This is a genomic window from Gimesia alba (assembly GCF_007744675.1).
In the GTDB taxonomy this organism is placed as follows: domain Bacteria; phylum Planctomycetota; class Planctomycetia; order Planctomycetales; family Planctomycetaceae; genus Gimesia; species Gimesia alba.
Genome location: NZ_CP036269.1, coordinates 7,665,332 through 7,680,313 on the forward strand (window position 1 = coordinate 7,665,332; position 14,982 = coordinate 7,680,313).

At 50.6% G+C, this 14,982-nt stretch carries 12 protein-coding genes; 6 read left to right on the forward strand and 6 right to left on the reverse strand.

Annotated features, from left to right (window positions below):
• The first annotated feature begins 34 nt into the window (after nt 1-34).
• Nucleotides 35-214: a hypothetical protein gene (locus Pan241w_RS29565; RefSeq protein WP_198000220.1), complete on the forward strand. Its 180-nt coding sequence runs from the start codon at nt 35-37 to the stop codon at nt 212-214.
• A 24-nt stretch (nt 215-238) separates the two neighbouring features.
• Here Pan241w_RS29565 and Pan241w_RS28740 read toward each other — a convergent pair whose 3' ends face one another.
• Both Pan241w_RS28740 and Pan241w_RS28745 read right to left on the reverse strand, forming a co-directional pair.
• Nucleotides 239-931 carry an alpha/beta fold hydrolase gene (locus Pan241w_RS28740; RefSeq protein WP_145222926.1) on the reverse strand — a complete coding sequence of 231 codons (693 nt, stop codon included), beginning with the start codon at nt 929-931 and terminating at the stop codon, nt 239-241.
• A gap of 22 nt (nt 932-953) precedes the next feature.
• Entirely contained in the window at nt 954-1,703 is a 750-nt protein-coding gene (locus tag Pan241w_RS28745) for an anthrax toxin lethal factor-related metalloendopeptidase (protein WP_145222928.1), read from the reverse strand.
• Nucleotides 1,704-1,906: 203 nt separating this feature from the next.
• On the opposite strand from Pan241w_RS28745, the gene Pan241w_RS28750 reads away from it, so the two are divergent.
• The 5 genes from Pan241w_RS28750 to Pan241w_RS28770 all read left to right on the forward strand — a co-directional run bounded on the left by Pan241w_RS28750 (nt 1,907) and on the right by Pan241w_RS28770 (nt 8,369).
• Nucleotides 1,907-2,917: an alpha/beta hydrolase gene (locus tag Pan241w_RS28750; RefSeq protein ID WP_145222930.1), complete on the forward strand. Its 1,011-nt coding sequence runs from the start codon at nt 1,907-1,909 to the stop codon at nt 2,915-2,917.
• A 198-nt stretch (nt 2,918-3,115) separates the two neighbouring features.
• Nucleotides 3,116-4,666 (forward strand): hypothetical protein, encoded by a 1,551-nt coding sequence (locus Pan241w_RS28755; RefSeq protein ID WP_145222932.1) that lies wholly within the window; start codon nt 3,116-3,118, stop codon nt 4,664-4,666.
• Nucleotides 4,667-5,001: 335 nt separating this feature from the next.
• Nucleotides 5,002-6,072 carry a hypothetical protein gene (locus Pan241w_RS28760; RefSeq protein WP_145222934.1) on the forward strand — a complete coding sequence of 357 codons (1,071 nt, stop codon included), beginning with the start codon at nt 5,002-5,004 and terminating at the stop codon, nt 6,070-6,072.
• Nucleotides 6,069-6,500: a DUF1573 domain-containing protein gene (locus Pan241w_RS28765; RefSeq protein WP_145222936.1), complete on the forward strand. Its 432-nt coding sequence runs from the start codon at nt 6,069-6,071 to the stop codon at nt 6,498-6,500. The genes Pan241w_RS28760 and Pan241w_RS28765 overlap by 4 nt, the downstream gene beginning before the upstream one ends.
• Nucleotides 6,501-6,752: 252 nt before the next feature.
• Nucleotides 6,753-8,369: a hypothetical protein gene (locus Pan241w_RS28770; protein WP_145222938.1), complete on the forward strand. Its 1,617-nt coding sequence runs from the start codon at nt 6,753-6,755 to the stop codon at nt 8,367-8,369.
• Nucleotides 8,370-8,441: 72 nt separating this feature from the next.
• Here the strand turns inward: Pan241w_RS28770 and Pan241w_RS28775 are convergent, their stop codons facing one another.
• The 4 genes from Pan241w_RS28775 to Pan241w_RS28790 all read right to left on the reverse strand — a co-directional run bounded on the left by Pan241w_RS28775 (nt 8,442) and on the right by Pan241w_RS28790 (nt 14,880).
• Entirely contained in the window at nt 8,442-10,133 is a 1,692-nt protein-coding gene (locus tag Pan241w_RS28775) for a PPC domain-containing protein (RefSeq protein ID WP_198000221.1), read from the reverse strand.
• A gap of 34 nt (nt 10,134-10,167) precedes the next feature.
• Nucleotides 10,168-11,505 (reverse strand): DUF1501 domain-containing protein, encoded by a 1,338-nt coding sequence (locus Pan241w_RS28780; RefSeq protein ID WP_198000222.1) that lies wholly within the window; start codon nt 11,503-11,505, stop codon nt 10,168-10,170.
• A gap of 53 nt (nt 11,506-11,558) precedes the next feature.
• Nucleotides 11,559-14,018: a DUF1549 domain-containing protein gene (locus Pan241w_RS28785; RefSeq protein ID WP_145222942.1), complete on the reverse strand. Its 2,460-nt coding sequence runs from the start codon at nt 14,016-14,018 to the stop codon at nt 11,559-11,561.
• Between the two features lie 310 nt (nt 14,019-14,328).
• Nucleotides 14,329-14,880, reverse strand: a complete 552-nt coding sequence (locus Pan241w_RS28790; RefSeq protein ID WP_145222944.1) for a 5' nucleotidase, NT5C type — start codon at nt 14,878-14,880, stop codon at nt 14,329-14,331.
• Between the last annotated feature and the right edge of the window lie 102 nt (nt 14,881-14,982).

Sequence of the window (14,982 nt, forward strand, 5' to 3'; positions counted from 1 at the left end):
TAACCAATGCCTCAACCCGAACCGAATCAGAAACGTGTTCGTCGTCCATTATCTGCTGGCACCAATTGCGGAGCGATCATTGATTAATGTGAGTGTCTCCATCACAGAGCTTTATGTGCAGCTGAAACACAGGTTGGACCAACCACTGCCGCCGTTAGACTATGCACAGTTCAAACCGCCGACGACCGGCAAGGGGCAACAGTGGTTGTTTTGAGAAAAATCGTTATTCGTTTTGCACTTATGATGCAAACCAGAGCCGCATTAGCGCGGTCACGGCATGGGGACGTTCCATAGGAGACATATGGCCGCACTCCTCAATAACAGTGAGCCTGGCTTTTGGAATCTGTTCAGCGATAAAGGGAAGTTCGCCGGGTGGAAACAGGTCATCCTGTCGGCCATCCACCACCAGTGTCGGACAGGAAATTTTTGATAACAGAGCCTCGGTTGGATAATCATCAATCATCGCCTGCACTTGATTCAGATAACTGTCAGAGGAAAACCCTTTGAGCATCTTTTGTAGTGGCTCAACCAGTTCCTGGTCCTCCATTCGGTCCCGAAAGATGATGTTTTGCAAATTGGCATCCAGTGATTCGCTGAGCAGGTTCTTTTTGATATTGGCCTTAAAAATTTCGAGGAGCCCGATATGTTCAGGATTGTTTCGGGAGAGCGTATTGAGCAGCATTAATTTCGAGACGCGTTCGGGAGCTGTCGCCGCAATCACCTGCGCCAACCAGCCTCCATACGAGTGTCCCGCCAGATAAAACTGTTCGGGTGCTTGCTCCAAAAATGCATTCACCAATTCGGACCGGCTCAGGGCCTGATCCATAACAGTCACATGAACATTCAGCTGATCTTCCAAATGCTGCACCTGATGCTGCCAGTTGACCTCGGTACTTCCCAGGCCGGGCAGGAGAATCAGAGTTTCTTTCATCAGTTTTCCTTTTCTTATGCTACTACGGAACCGGCCCCCAGATTTTCACCAGTAATTCGAACATCTTTGGATCGTGCGTTTGCAGTTCGGCGCGGACGAAGGGGTAGAAATCGTTGACGCCGAAGTAGGCTTCGGTTGATTCAGCAAAATATTCTTTGTGATTGTTTAAGCCGTAGTGCCGTACTTTTTTGCCGGTATGCACCAGCACACTCTCGTAGATGCCTTTCTCTTTCGCTTCATTGAATGTCGCGACAATATCGGCCTGATCGAAACTTAACACCTGATCGTGAAAGGCGTGTGCCAGTTCGTGCAGCACAACATACGGATGCTGCGCCCACATGTTGCGGGCCATGAGTTGTCCGGCGACCGGGATGTGTACGTGCTTCGCCAGACGGGGATCGTGACCGTTGGCCACCAACCAGCCTTTGCTGGGGTGATACTGCATCCGGTCCAGTTTCGCGTGTTTCAAATCAATCCAGATCCGCACCTCCTGTAACTGTGCGACACGTTCTTTCGGCACAATGTACTTGACCCGTTGCAGATGATTCGCCAGAGCCGCCAATGCACTTTTGCCCGCTTCGGCATGCTCGGGCGCGAGGAGCTGCGGATCGACGTCTACCGTCCAGCCCTCGATTTTCTGTTCGACCGGATCATAAAACTGCGGCGTGTCTTCTGCCTGCAGCCGGCCGCAAAGTGACAGAGTCACGCAAAATAGAGTCAATAACCCAAGCCGTGCGTGCGACCATTTTAAGTTCGGGTGGTGATATAACATATTGATCCTCTATCACTTAAGAGCAGGTGTCATCTAACGCTTCGATTGTAACGGTTCAAACGACCCAGGGGAACGATGAAAACTCATAAGGCGTATTCTATAAAAGGAGTCCCAGAGATTTCCCCTCTGGTATTTGTAAAATGAACGGTTAGAATTAAAGGACACATTCACTTCTTATCAATTCCCGATCAGCTCGATGACTCATGAATACGAAATCACAATCAGCTTGGAAACGTTGGCTGCCGTGGCTGGTCCCCTTACCACGCGGGATGTTTGATAAACCACAAACCGGGAAACAAATGCTCGTTTATTATCTCTGGCGGGTGTCCGCATTTTATGTACTCCTGCTGATTCTGTTGATGCTTGCACAACGCTGGCTCATCTATCAACCCACGCGGGTCACCTCTTTATCCGTCGATCTGACCAATTCCCCCTTCGGTGTGATACATGAGATTTCCACCAAAACGGAAGACGGTCTCGATCTGAAAGGCTGGCATTTTCTGGCAGGGCAAGTCGCCTGTCATGATCGAGCAGGCTGTGACGCGGAACTGGCGAAAGGACGTCCGGTCGTGATCCTGCTCCACGGTAATGGCGGAAACCGTCTGCACCGCGTCGAGACTTGTCGTCTGTTGGCCAGTCTCAATCTGCATGTGTTTGCCTTCGACTATCGCGGCTATGCGGAAAATCCGGGGAGCCCCAGTCAGGCCGGTTTACTCAACGACGCCCGCGCTTTCTGGAAGTACGCCGTCCGCGATCGCAAGGTCGATCCATCCCGAATTATTCTGATGGGAGAATCGCTGGGAGGCGGCGTCGCAACGTTACTCGCCAGCGAACTCTGCCAACAGAAGACGCCCCCCGCGGGGCTGATGCTGCGTTCCACATTCAGCTCGATGGCCGATGCCGCCTCGTTTCATTATCCCTGGGTGCCCGTTTCCTGGTTGCTCTGGGATCAGTATCCGAGCCAGTCTGTGATTTCCAATGTGGTCTGTCCGGTGCTCGTCATTCATGGCACGAAAGACCAGATCGTTCCTCATTCACTGGGGAAAAAACTGTTCGACGCTGCCTCCCCGGCCTCCACGACCGGCATCCCCAAACAGATGGTCTCGATCGAGCAGGGCAGCCATAACGGTTTAATCTACGAGGCGCGAGGCACACTCACCACGGCTTACGCGCAATTCTCACAACAAATATTCGCACCGACGTCCGCTGAATAATCTCGGTATTCAACGCACGCTTTGCTGCAGTTAACAATTGTGCGAGTTTGATTTTTTCGCCGTTTTTACGGAATCAATGGGTGAAAGAACAGCAGCCGCTCAGTTAAACTGAAAGGGTCACGCGTCGATTCAAGAACGCTGATTAGACTCAAACATTCCCCGCGCCACTGAAACCAGATCCATAGAGACCCACACGCCATGAATAATTTACCACATCACACCGACGGCTCCCGCCTCACACAGTTTTTTATTAAACCTGCCCTGGTTCTATTGTTGCTGGCAACGACCGGCGGACTGATGCCGGCAGCTGTTTCCGCAGGAGAACTTCGTGCCGGTGCCGCGAAGGTGGATATTTCCAATCGCAATGTACCAGTGAATGATCCGCTGTACGTGAAAGCGCTGGTGATTACGGACGGCCAACAGACGGGTGTCATCGTAGGCGTTGATGCGGTGGCCATCGGTGAAATCGGTTCCATCACCAACGAGTACCTGAGCAACGTTCGTTCGCAGATTGAAAAAATGCTGAACATCAAACCCAAAAACATCATGATCAACGCCAGCCACTGCCACGGAACTGTCTGCAAGGACGTCGAACAGCGGACGATTCAGGCGATCAAAGCCGCGGCCAAAAACCTGGTCCCTGTGAAAGTCGGAGTGGGCGTCGGACACGAAGACCGCGTGCAGGAAAATCGTCGTCTGTTTCTAAAGAATGGCAAAGAAGCCGACGTCCGCCATGCTTATGCACTCCCCCCCGATGAAGCAGTCGCCAAAATCGGTCCGATAGATCCCGAGATCGGCATTCTGAAACTGGAAAAAGAGAATGGCGAGACACTCGCCGTCGTCTACAACTTCGCCATGCATCCGATTCAAGGGGCTCCCAGCAAAGGCAGCACCGCCGACGTGAGCGGTTTCGCTTCACAGGTCATTGAAGACAATCTAAGCGACGGTGCCATCGCCGTGTTTGTACAAGGCTGTGGCGGCGATATTAACCCGGTGCAGTATAAAGACGTCAACAATCCCCGCGACGCCGAGACGCTGGGCAACCTGCTCGGGCTCAGCACGCTGAAAGCGATCAAAAATATTAAATGCACCGACGCAGGTTCCTTAAAGGTGATGAACGAAACGCTGACGCTCCCCCGTTCCAATAATGCAACCCGCATCGCCGCTTTGGAAAAAGAGCAGGAGCAGCTGGTCAAAGCGCTACAGGGAACGAGCCTGAACCTGAAAACATTCTTGCCGTTGATTGTGAAGTACAAACTCTATGAGAAATACCCATCGTATTACTCGCACCGTTATCTGCTCGATGAAAAACTGGGACGTGACGACCTCAAAAAACTCGACGAGGAGAACCGGGCCAACATGGAACGCTACATTAACAACGTCTACAAGATGGAGCAGATGACGCGCAACAATGCCAATCTCAGACTGCTCAACAAACATCAGACCCGCAACCAGGCGGCGGGCAAAACGCTCGACGTCGAAGTATTTGGCATCAAAGTCGGCGATTTCCGCATGATCACGTTCCCTGCAGAACTGACGGTCAACATCGGCCTGAACATCAAGAAGAAATCGCCATTCGAAAACACGTTCGTCGCTGGCTACACCAACGGCTACAACTACTACGCCCCCACGGCAGAGCAACTCAAAAACGTGGGCGGCGCCCAGGAAGACAGCGACTGCATGCTGGCCCCTGAATGGCAGGCGATTTTTGAAAGTAAAGCGCAGGAAATGATCAAAGCGCTGAAGTAGTGCTGGTTCAAACAGGAACCCTTTTTCATGTCAGGGCAACTTCTGAGCGGTACGGCGCTAGCCGCCGTTTTTGTGTTAGGGTTCCTGTATCAAAAACGGTGGCTAGCGCCATTCCGCTCACTTTAATACTGTCACCTTAGAAATATTTCGCACGGTTTCGCTGTTAGCATCCTGCTCGCTGCGCTCGGAGAAGTGATGAATCATCTTATCTCGTTCCTCGGTCTGAAACATTCCTCGAATATGAATTTTCATGCAAACAGATAGACAATGAATGCCCGATCTGGTTTCTATCCACCGGGTGGAAGGCCATATTTTTTTCTCGGGAGCGTTCGGGGATGTCGTTACGAAAGCATTTCGTGGTAATAGGATTGATCGTCATCAATGGTGCTATGCCAGTATCAGCGAGCGAGAACGAATTAGATCATCAATCACAGAACTCGATCTCAGAGCGTGAATTCCGCACGGAGTACGCGAGCGCGGTAAAAAATTTCAAAGCCGCTTACCAGAACATCGAATGCCGGGCGGAGTGCCAATTCCAGTTCGATGACCCCAATGATCTGTCCCGCAAAAAAAGGTATGACTATTCCGCACATCTGTTGATGAAAGACGGCGCGGCCGTTGCCGTACAGGATTATGGGGAAGAGACTCCGCGTGGCGGGACAGATACAAATCAAGTCGCATGTGCCACGCCGCACTACGCCTTTGACCTCCATAAAACCAGACAGACGAATCCATATCAGGTAAATTATATCACCCGCACTCCAGACCGCGTTGAACGCATGCGACTGATTCTGGGCGATGATGTCGATGTTTATCTGTGTGCCGGCAGTTTCATGTACCACAATCCCTTTGAAGCGATTCTAGAGAAACCGTCATTCACCGTTGTGAAGCTGGAAAGCGTTCCTGCAAATACGCAAGAGTCAGGTGACCTGGTCGCGCTGGACTTTCAACTGACCAACGACCCCTGGTCTATTTCCAGTGGACATGTTGTATTTGCCCCTGAGCTGAACTGGGCCTTGCTGGAATATCATTACCGCTGTGATTACTCGCCCACGAATCACTCAATTTATACCGGCAAGAACACCTTTCGTTCGATACAGAAAGGAACGATTCCGTTTCCCGAGAAATGCAAACTCAAGGTGATACACTACCATGCCGACATGCAGCCGATCAGTGAAAATCATACCGCGAATCTAACGGACTTCTCCCTCGGAACTGTGGACGATTCTGTGTTTCTGTTATCACATTACGGACTACCAGACACACCATTGACGGCCTCCCCATCTTCCATACAAACACCGATCCAGTGGTTCTTGATCGGTAATGGCATCCTGCTGTTCCTGCTTCTGATGGGTATTGTCATAAAACGTACTCGTACAGCACAACGCCAGAAGGTTCAATCATGAAAATACCATCCAGCAAACTGAAGGTTGCCCTCTCTGTCTACTTTGGTGGTGTTTTCATTGTGGCAGTAATTTTCTTCACCACCTCTCTCTTTGGCGCGCCGCAGATTGTGGCTCCACAATGTGAATTCAAAAACATCCCCGCGCACGAGACATCAAAGCAGAAAGTGACTATCCATAATCCGACCGGCCAACCGATCCAATTCATCGGAGCGATGGTCCCCTGCACGCTTTACGGATGTGCTTCCACCGAAGGGCTACCGATTACCATTCCTAGTGGTCAGAGCGGCAGTTTTTCTGTGTTATTCAAAGCAACGGCAGCCGGTCAGTTCAAAACGGAAATTGAACTGTATACAGACAATCCCGAACAAACGGTCGTTCATTTACAGGTGCGCGGCAATGTAAAACAGAGCGCAGAATCAGGTAAGTGAATCGTTTGCACACAACACACAGTCACAGGGTGGTACCAGATACAATCCGGTATTCTCGCTCGTCCTCAGACTGTCACAAATCACCTATTGAACAATAAAATACTAAATTTATTATCACGCAGGTATTTTTGTTGACTATTAATCTTTCGACCACTATCGTCAATACCCTCTACATTTCAAAGTGATCATCCTTATTCAATCCAGTGATCACACTTAACCTTTCCCATTTTAGTTGATTTTGTGAGGTGCAACATGTTGATTGTATTGACTCAGGACCAGGCTGTAATTGATTGGGTAAACGATCCACGTTCCAATAGTGCTGCATGGGGGACAGTTGAAATACTGAACCAGGGGGGTAACCCGGCAGCGACTGTCGCGATGCGCGCATTACTTCGCCAGATACGCGTAGGAGAGGTACTCTGTATTACTGGACACGGTAATGATTCAGAAGTTGGCGATGCGAATCTAAATGGACCGGCGAGTTGGTCCTGGAATGTTTCACAGCTAGCTGACCTGCTCATTGCCAATTTACCGGCAGGCTATACAGGACCAATTCTCATGGAAGTCTGCGCGGATTCCATGACCAGCTTTGCTGCTGCACTCTGTGTTGAGCTGGAACGCCGCGGAGAATTGATCGGGTTGACCATTTATGGTTATACGAGAGCTGTTAGTATCACACACTCATTCCCTTCACCTGACGGACTTGACCACAATGTGGAACTGACAGCTCACGTTGTAAGCGGCGGAAATGCCGTTTCTCTCGCTTTAAAAGCAGGAGGCACTCCACCACCCACGCCGCCCGCCAAAAAATGGCCTGCGAGGACGTTGAAATCTCCTTCCAGCAATGCGGCAAAATATAATCAACCGGCAGAAAAATATTATGTTTTCAATGAGACTGGAAATGTGATGTTATCTTCAACAGAGCCTGTGACTTCCCAAATCAACCCGTCTGCGCAGGAGTTATTTGAAGAGGTGGCGGTGTTTTTCGCAGCCATGACAAAAGCCATTACCAGTTTACCAAAACCTGGTGCCACGCCACCTTACAAATTTTCTGATTATTATTCAATCTATGATTATGAGGCTCTGGATGCATTAGTAAACCGCTCTGGACTATTCGTTAATGTTCACAAAGAAGATTTGCATTTTCATAAAGATACAATCTCAGCCACATTTAATATCGAATTTATTGAAGCTGTCCTCGGCGTTGTGTTGACTGACGGAGTAGGCGCTGCAGCCTTAATGGCATCCTTAAATGCTATGGGGAAGCAGGCCTCAGTTTCCTACAGCCGTACTTCGAAACATCACAAGATTGGCAACCTGCTTTTCGTGTGTGAGTATCTATTTGGAATGCCTCTAGTCAATGTATTGTATTTCTATCTTGACGAAGATCAGGTGAAAACCGTGGTTGATGTTTCGCCTTGTGTAAAAGTCCAGAAAGGGTCATTTGACTTACAGCTGCATAAAGATACTTTTTTATTCGTTGTACCGAATTGGATTCGCAAATACGCAGGCGACCTGGCATCCATTGCCGATGATTCAGAATACCAGTTGCTGGTCAATGAGCTTCAGGCATATATTTCCAACACCCCTCTAATCCTGTCCGTACAGGATGCAACAGGACCTGTCACAGAATTAAAAGATGGAAGCGCTTACACGTTGAACGGCATAAATCTGGGAAAAACTCCTGGCAGTATCTCTATTGCTGGTACGGACCAGACACTGGCAACAGGCAGCACAAACTGGACTGAGATTTCAATTTCATTTACTGCCAAGAAACCTACCAGTGGAACAGGGGGCCCCATTGTTATAAAAACGGGCGGCAAACCCCCACAGGTTGCTGAAAGTCATACAGATTATACTTTCAGTTAAGAATGAATTTCAGTTGGGCCCGATTTTTCACGGGCTCAACTTTTTTTGTTCCAAAGAGCTGATACGTCTACCTTACTTCTTCTTGATCGTCAGCCACAGGTAGGGGAGTTCGAGATCGGGTTTGGGTCTTGCGGTGTTGCGTTTGGGACTGATGCCTTTAATGACGGCCGTTGCGGTATGCTGTTTTGATTTGTCTTTCACGCTGGTTCCCTGAATGACTAACGGACCTTGAAAGACGAAGCCTTTCTTGGCTTCCAGCTTCAGTTTGACCGACTTGCCTCCTTTGTCTTTCACTTTGGAAACTACGGGCTCGCAGGTCACCCCTTCCGGAAGACCGGCGATGCTGACTTCGATGTCGTCGTTGAAGCGGGGGCTCTGTCTGTCGATCGTGACGTCGATCTCCAATGGCTTGTCGCCGGCAGTCAGCGTGTATTGCTCATTGGCTGCCTGCAGGGAGAAATCAGCTTCCGTTGGCAGAATCGACAGCAGATACACATAGCGAAAGCCGCCATGCTGGAAACGGTCAGTCATTTGCAGTCGATATTCGCCATCGGCGGGAATCGTATAATCCAGGCGCGCGTCGAAATCATTGCGTTTCGGGTCGTCGATCTCTTTCAGCAGTTTTCCTTTCGCGTCGAAGAGTTTCATGTGGGTATCCAACGGATAACCCAACATATGGGAATCGACTTTGAACGAAAGTTTCTCGCCCTTTTTCGCGGTGAAACGATAGACGTCAATCTCTTCCGGCTCTGCGATCTTACCAGTAACGGTCGTTGGCAGCGTCAACTGTTGTCCTGCCTCTTCCTGTGTTGCTTTCGTCTCCAACACGACCGGGGTGGTACTCATGGGAATCGTCAAAACATTCCCCAATTGTGGAGCACTGAGCAGGGCACTTTCGTTTGATTCCATCACAGACGGCATTAACGTTTTCAGATTCTCGGGCAGATTCCAGCCGTCCAGTGCGACCGGTTTGGCTGTAGAGGGATGCCAGGCCAGCGGCAGACTGTGATCGATAAACGGTCCCGTCGTCAGGGTGAGTCGATAAATGTAAGACGCAGCGCCGGCAAAGCGAATCGTGCTGTTGGGGTCGGCAGGAAAGGCGAACGTGCGAATGTAATAGGTACCGTCAGCGGGAGCGGTGAATACAATCCGTGGATCGTACCAGAGTGTATCATCGATCTGCGAGAGCACGGTGCCGCGGTGATTGAGTATCTGCAACACCGGATCCATGGGCGAACCCAATTGTTCGTTGGCGGTCTGTGAAGCAATCAGGGTCTGACCTTTTTTGAGGGAAACCTGATAGGTGTCGACATCACCACTTTTGGCAAGCACACCATTAATGGTTGCACTGGGCAACTCGACCTTCTGGGCCTCTGATAGTTTTTCGTTGGGCTCGGCTTCAGCCTGTTCGGCCAGTGTGCCGACCAGGAACGGACGAATTCCCGAGGCGCCTTCAGCGTTATGAAATCGCAGCCAGTAGAGACCGGGTTTGGCACTGGGATCGATTTGTATCGAAAACTGCTTCTCTTTGCCTTTGGCGGGTTTCGCAGGGATCTCGACTTTCAAGCCGGGAGCCGACGTCCAGACCGAAACCGGCTGAGTTCCCAGAGTCTTGTCGACACTGACGTCTACCTTCTGGCCGACTTGTCCCCCCGCAGGACTGAGATACTTCACGCTGGGCGGTGCCGCACTGGATGATACAGAGAGACTGAAGGCAACTGAGAATGCGAGAACAGCGGGCAGAATCTGAGCGGTGGAAAACATCGGCAAAATCATTCTCAGTCGGAGTGTAGTCAGTCTAAGCAAACAGTTCCGGAATTGGTGTTGGATCGCTGACAAGGTGCGAAGGACGACCTTCCGGCGTATACAGGACTTTGTCGGGGTCGATACCCATTTTGGTGTAAATGGTCGAGACAAAGTTTTCAGGGGAGAGCACACGTTCGACCGCAGAGTAACCGGCTTTGTCGGTTGCTCCCAGAGCCAAACCGCCGGGAGTTCCACCGCCGGCCATCAAGACAGACATCGCATTCGACCAGTGATCGCGACCACCGCCCGGATTGATTTTCGGAGTTCGCCCGAATTCACCCAGTGCGAGCACCATCGTCGTATCTAACAGGCCGCGCTCGTCCAAGTCTTCGATCAGCGTCGCAATGGTATTCTCAAATGCGGGCATTCTGCCATTAAACGTTTTGAACAGGCTGCCGTGATTGTCCCAGCCTCCTTCATATAATGTGATGAAGGGCACACCGGCTTCCGTCAGACGACGGGCGAGTAGAGCACGTTGTCCGAATGAATTGCGGCCATACTTGTCTCGCAGCTCGTCCGACTCGCGGTCGATTTCAAATGCTTTTTGCGCTTCCGTTGACGCCACCAGACTGTAGCCTTGCTCGTAGTATTCATCCAGGTTCATCACTGGATCGCCGGCGACTTTATCCTTGATGCGTTTCAGCTGATCGACCTGCGCCCTTAAATCACGTCGGGTCTGATAGCGTGCGTCGCTCAAGCCGCTGGGGAGAGCCAGGTCACGTACGCGGAAGTTAGATGAGTTGGGATTGTCGGACATGACAAAGGGTGCATACTTGGCTCCCAGGAAGTTCGGTCCGCCGGAACGCGACATGCGTGGCATCGAAAAGTAAGCCGGCAGATTGTTGGTCGTTGGTTTCTGATGTGCGACAACCGAGCCCATGCTGGGATGGAAGCTGACGAACGCACCACAGCCCACCGGAATCCGTGGCGGGGCACCGGTCATCATGTAATGGTTGCCGGCACCATGGTTGCCCTGGTTATGACGAATGGAACGGATGACCGAATATTTGTCAAAGATCGAAGCCAGTCGCGTCATATGTTGTGAAAACTGCACGCCGGGTACGTTAGTCGAGATCGGGTTGAATTCGCCACGAATTTCGACCGGTGCTTCAGGTTTGGGGTCGAAGGTTTCATAGTGCGATGGCCCGCCATCCATCCAGATCAGGATCACACTTTTAGCAGTCGCTTTCGGATTGGGCGATGCGGTACCTTTCGCTTCAGCGCGCAATCGTAACAGATCGACCATGCCCAGACCGGTCATGGCACCCAGGCCCAGTTGCAGGCAATTCCTTCGGGTGATTCCATTGCATTTTTTTGAAACGTTCATCATTTCTGATCCTGTGATTTTGTTTTAAACAACTGTTGTCTTGAAGGTAGGGGGCCTTAGTTCTTGAAAAGGTATTCCGGTGTATTGAGCAGAGCCCACATCAGGTCTTCGATGACCTGTTGTCGATTCGCTCCTTCCTCTTCGAACAGGGAGCGTCCCAGTCGTTTTTCTTCAATGGTCGGATAACGTGAATATGCTGTCAGATAAATTTCTTCGACTATTTGATCGGGCGTCATTTTGCTTTTCGCCCATTTTGCACTATTTCCATTTTTCGATTGAATGCGGGAATACATGTCGCGCGAGTTCATCATATGCAACACCTGCACGACTGTGGTATCTGTAGTCCGTTCGCAAGGTGGATCCTGATTCGGATCGGGACGACCAAATGAATCGAGGAAGACCGAGCTCACGCGGTGGGTCCAGAGTTGTTTCGCAGTGGAACCTGCGGGCATTGCCGAGAATGTTTCCGGGACGCCGATCAATTCGCTCACACTGTCCACGAGCACCTCGGCACGCAGACGTTGACGATAATGTCGTGAGTAATTTCGCGTGTCACCCACATTGGTTTCATTGGGCAGAGCACTCAAGCTGTAAACGTGCGAAGTCACAATCGTCTTGATAAATTGTTTCATATCGAATTTCTGATCGCGGAACTGTTTTCCCAGTGCCTTGATCAGCGGTGCATTCGTGGGGGGATTACTTTCCCGAAAATCGTCAATCGGTTCGACGATGCCGCGTCCCATCAGATCGGCCCAGATGCGGTTCGCGCTGACTTCGGCGAAGAAATGATTCTGAGGCGAGATAATCCAATCCGCCAGAATATCGCGAGGATCCTGATTCGGTTTGATTTCGGGTACTTCACCAAACAGAGGTCGCGGCTCCAGCACTTCGTTTGTCAACGGGTGTTTCACACTACCGGAATTTGCGGTAAAGACCATTTCTTCCGAGCCTGAAATCGGTGCCGAGATTCCACGGCCTTTGCGACCAATTTTGGCGAAGTAAGCAGCAAAACTGTAGAAATCATCCTGGCCCCAGACTTCGGAGGGATGATGATGACACTGGGCACAGCTCAAGCGAATTCCCAGGAAGAGTTGGCTGACGATTGTGGTAAGTTCTTCGGGTTTTCGACGATCGCGGAACATGGTGACCGCACCGTTGTGCCACGTCCCGCCTTTGGCAGTCAGTAATTCACGCGTGAACTGATCGAGGGGCTTGTTCTGGTGAAATGATTGCCGAATCCAGGCATCATAATTCAGCACAGTCTTGATACCCACATGATACGGATTGGGGCGCAAGAGATCGGCCCACTTATTGGCCCAGTGATCACCGTACTCCGGTTGTTCGAGCAGATAGTCCACCAGACGCTCGCGTTTATTTGGAGAAGGATCCTGCAGAAACGCGCGGGCTTCTTCCGCCGTCGGCGTACGGCCAATAACGTCAATGGAAACGCGACGCAAGTAAGTTGCATCATCGACCGGCTCTGAAGGTTTCAGGCCATATTTTTTGAGTTTGTCCCAGACCAGTCCATCAATAAAATTGTTGCGAGGCAACTTCGTATAATAGTCGTCGGGAACCGAATATTTAGAAGGAATCGTCACGCTGAACGAAGCAAAATTTCCCATATAGCGGGCCATGATCGAGGCCTCGCCCATCAGAGAACCCGCGGTCACCAGACCTTGTTCGTTAACGGAAACATAAACGCTTTCGCTCGACATGAATTCGGCCAGATCAGTAACGTCGCGGGTGGAACCATCGCTGTAATGCGCGGTCACCACCATTTGCTGTTTTGTTTTGGGCCGCATGATTCGCTCGGTCGGATATGCCGAGATTTTCACCAGCTTCGGTGTATCAGCGACAGCACGTGTAGCACCTTCGGCAATCCACTGTTCCATGAGCCGATAGTAATCGCTGTTTTCCGGCAGCTTTTTGCCCCCGCCATGTGGAACTTTACCGGCCCCTTTGAGTAGCACCAGACTTTGGTCCGGCGCGAGTGGAGACGCGCGTCGTCCGCGTGATTCTTTCGTCAGTGCGGCGTAATCGAATTCGGGATCGAAGGCAAACATCGATAACTGGAAGCCGCCCTGACCACGTTGCTTCCCGTGACAGGAACCGCCGTTACAGTGAAAGCGGGAAAACATCGGATGGATATCGCGTTCGAAATCAATCAAAGGCTGTTTGTCAAAGTCTTTGACTTCAACGGGAACTTTGACACTCTGCGCACCATCGGAAACGGTCACTGTCGCCGAGCCATTGGAAAGCGGATGAATCACTCCGGCCTGATCGACCTGAATCACCGAAGGTTGATCCGACTGAAATTTCACATCGCGGGTCAGATCAATGGTTTGTTTCTTTTGCGTCCCGGAAATCAGCAGTTGTTGCCGAGATCGGTTTCCTGTTAACTGCACTTTTGCAGGATACACGCTCAAGGATGATTTCGGAGGTGCCTCGGCTGCTTGCGCAGGGAGAGCGGAAAGCAGAATCAGACAACCAAGATACTGATAGACTAGAGATTTCATCTCGATGTTCTATCCCAAAATCAATAGGAAGGATACGCGTGAGGCTTGGTGGTTGTTGTGCTACGAGGAAATTGGGAAGGCGGTAAAGGCAGACACTTAAATACAAAAGCAACCCTGATAGCACTGACTTCTTAAGTCTTCTCGGTGACTGCTTATATATATTGTCCCTTATATTCCCTATTCGTCAACTTTGATTTAACAACTTTATTTATGAAACACGCCTTAGGATACCTTTCCTGAGTGGCAAAAACTACCCTTTATTACAGAAAAAGCACCGCATGTTCAGTATTCCTGTGCCTCAAAACGGCGGTCAGAGCGTTTTCTGCAGTCTTTCCAGCTCTGATTTGACGTATCCGACCTTGTCTCTAATCGCATAATTCGCATTCCAGGCTTGTGGAAACAGAATCGCCTGGCCGCCATGTTCGCGAAATCGATCCACGTTTTTATGCTGATCATCAATCAACACGACATCCGGTTTCGCTAGTAGATACTTCTGTGTTCCAATCATAAAGTCCATAAACAGAGGCTCGTTAAAGTGCTGCCTGAGCCATTCTACCTTAGCCGAAGCACAGGCTGCACTGCGGCTGGGAGAGGTACTGATGGTAAAGGGAGCCGTCTGTTTGATAAGCGAATGCAACTCATTCAACCAGGGATACGGGGGAAACTCTTTCCAGAAGCGGCCGCCAATGGAATCGACGGGTTTCCAGAATTCATCTTTGGTCATCCCCAGCACGCCGGCGTAATCAGACTCTCCCTCAGGCCAGTTCTCGGCCAGATGCGCCTGACCGTGCAACTCCAGAATCGCGCCCATAAAATCAGAGATGACGCCATCCATGTCCAGTAAGATATGTCGCACAGCCATGCTGTTTTTTCGCTCCAGGAAGACACTTTGAAGATAAAACGGTATGATTACCTGTTGAGCATATAATAAAATGAATTCATCGGCCAGAGTGGCAACACCCGA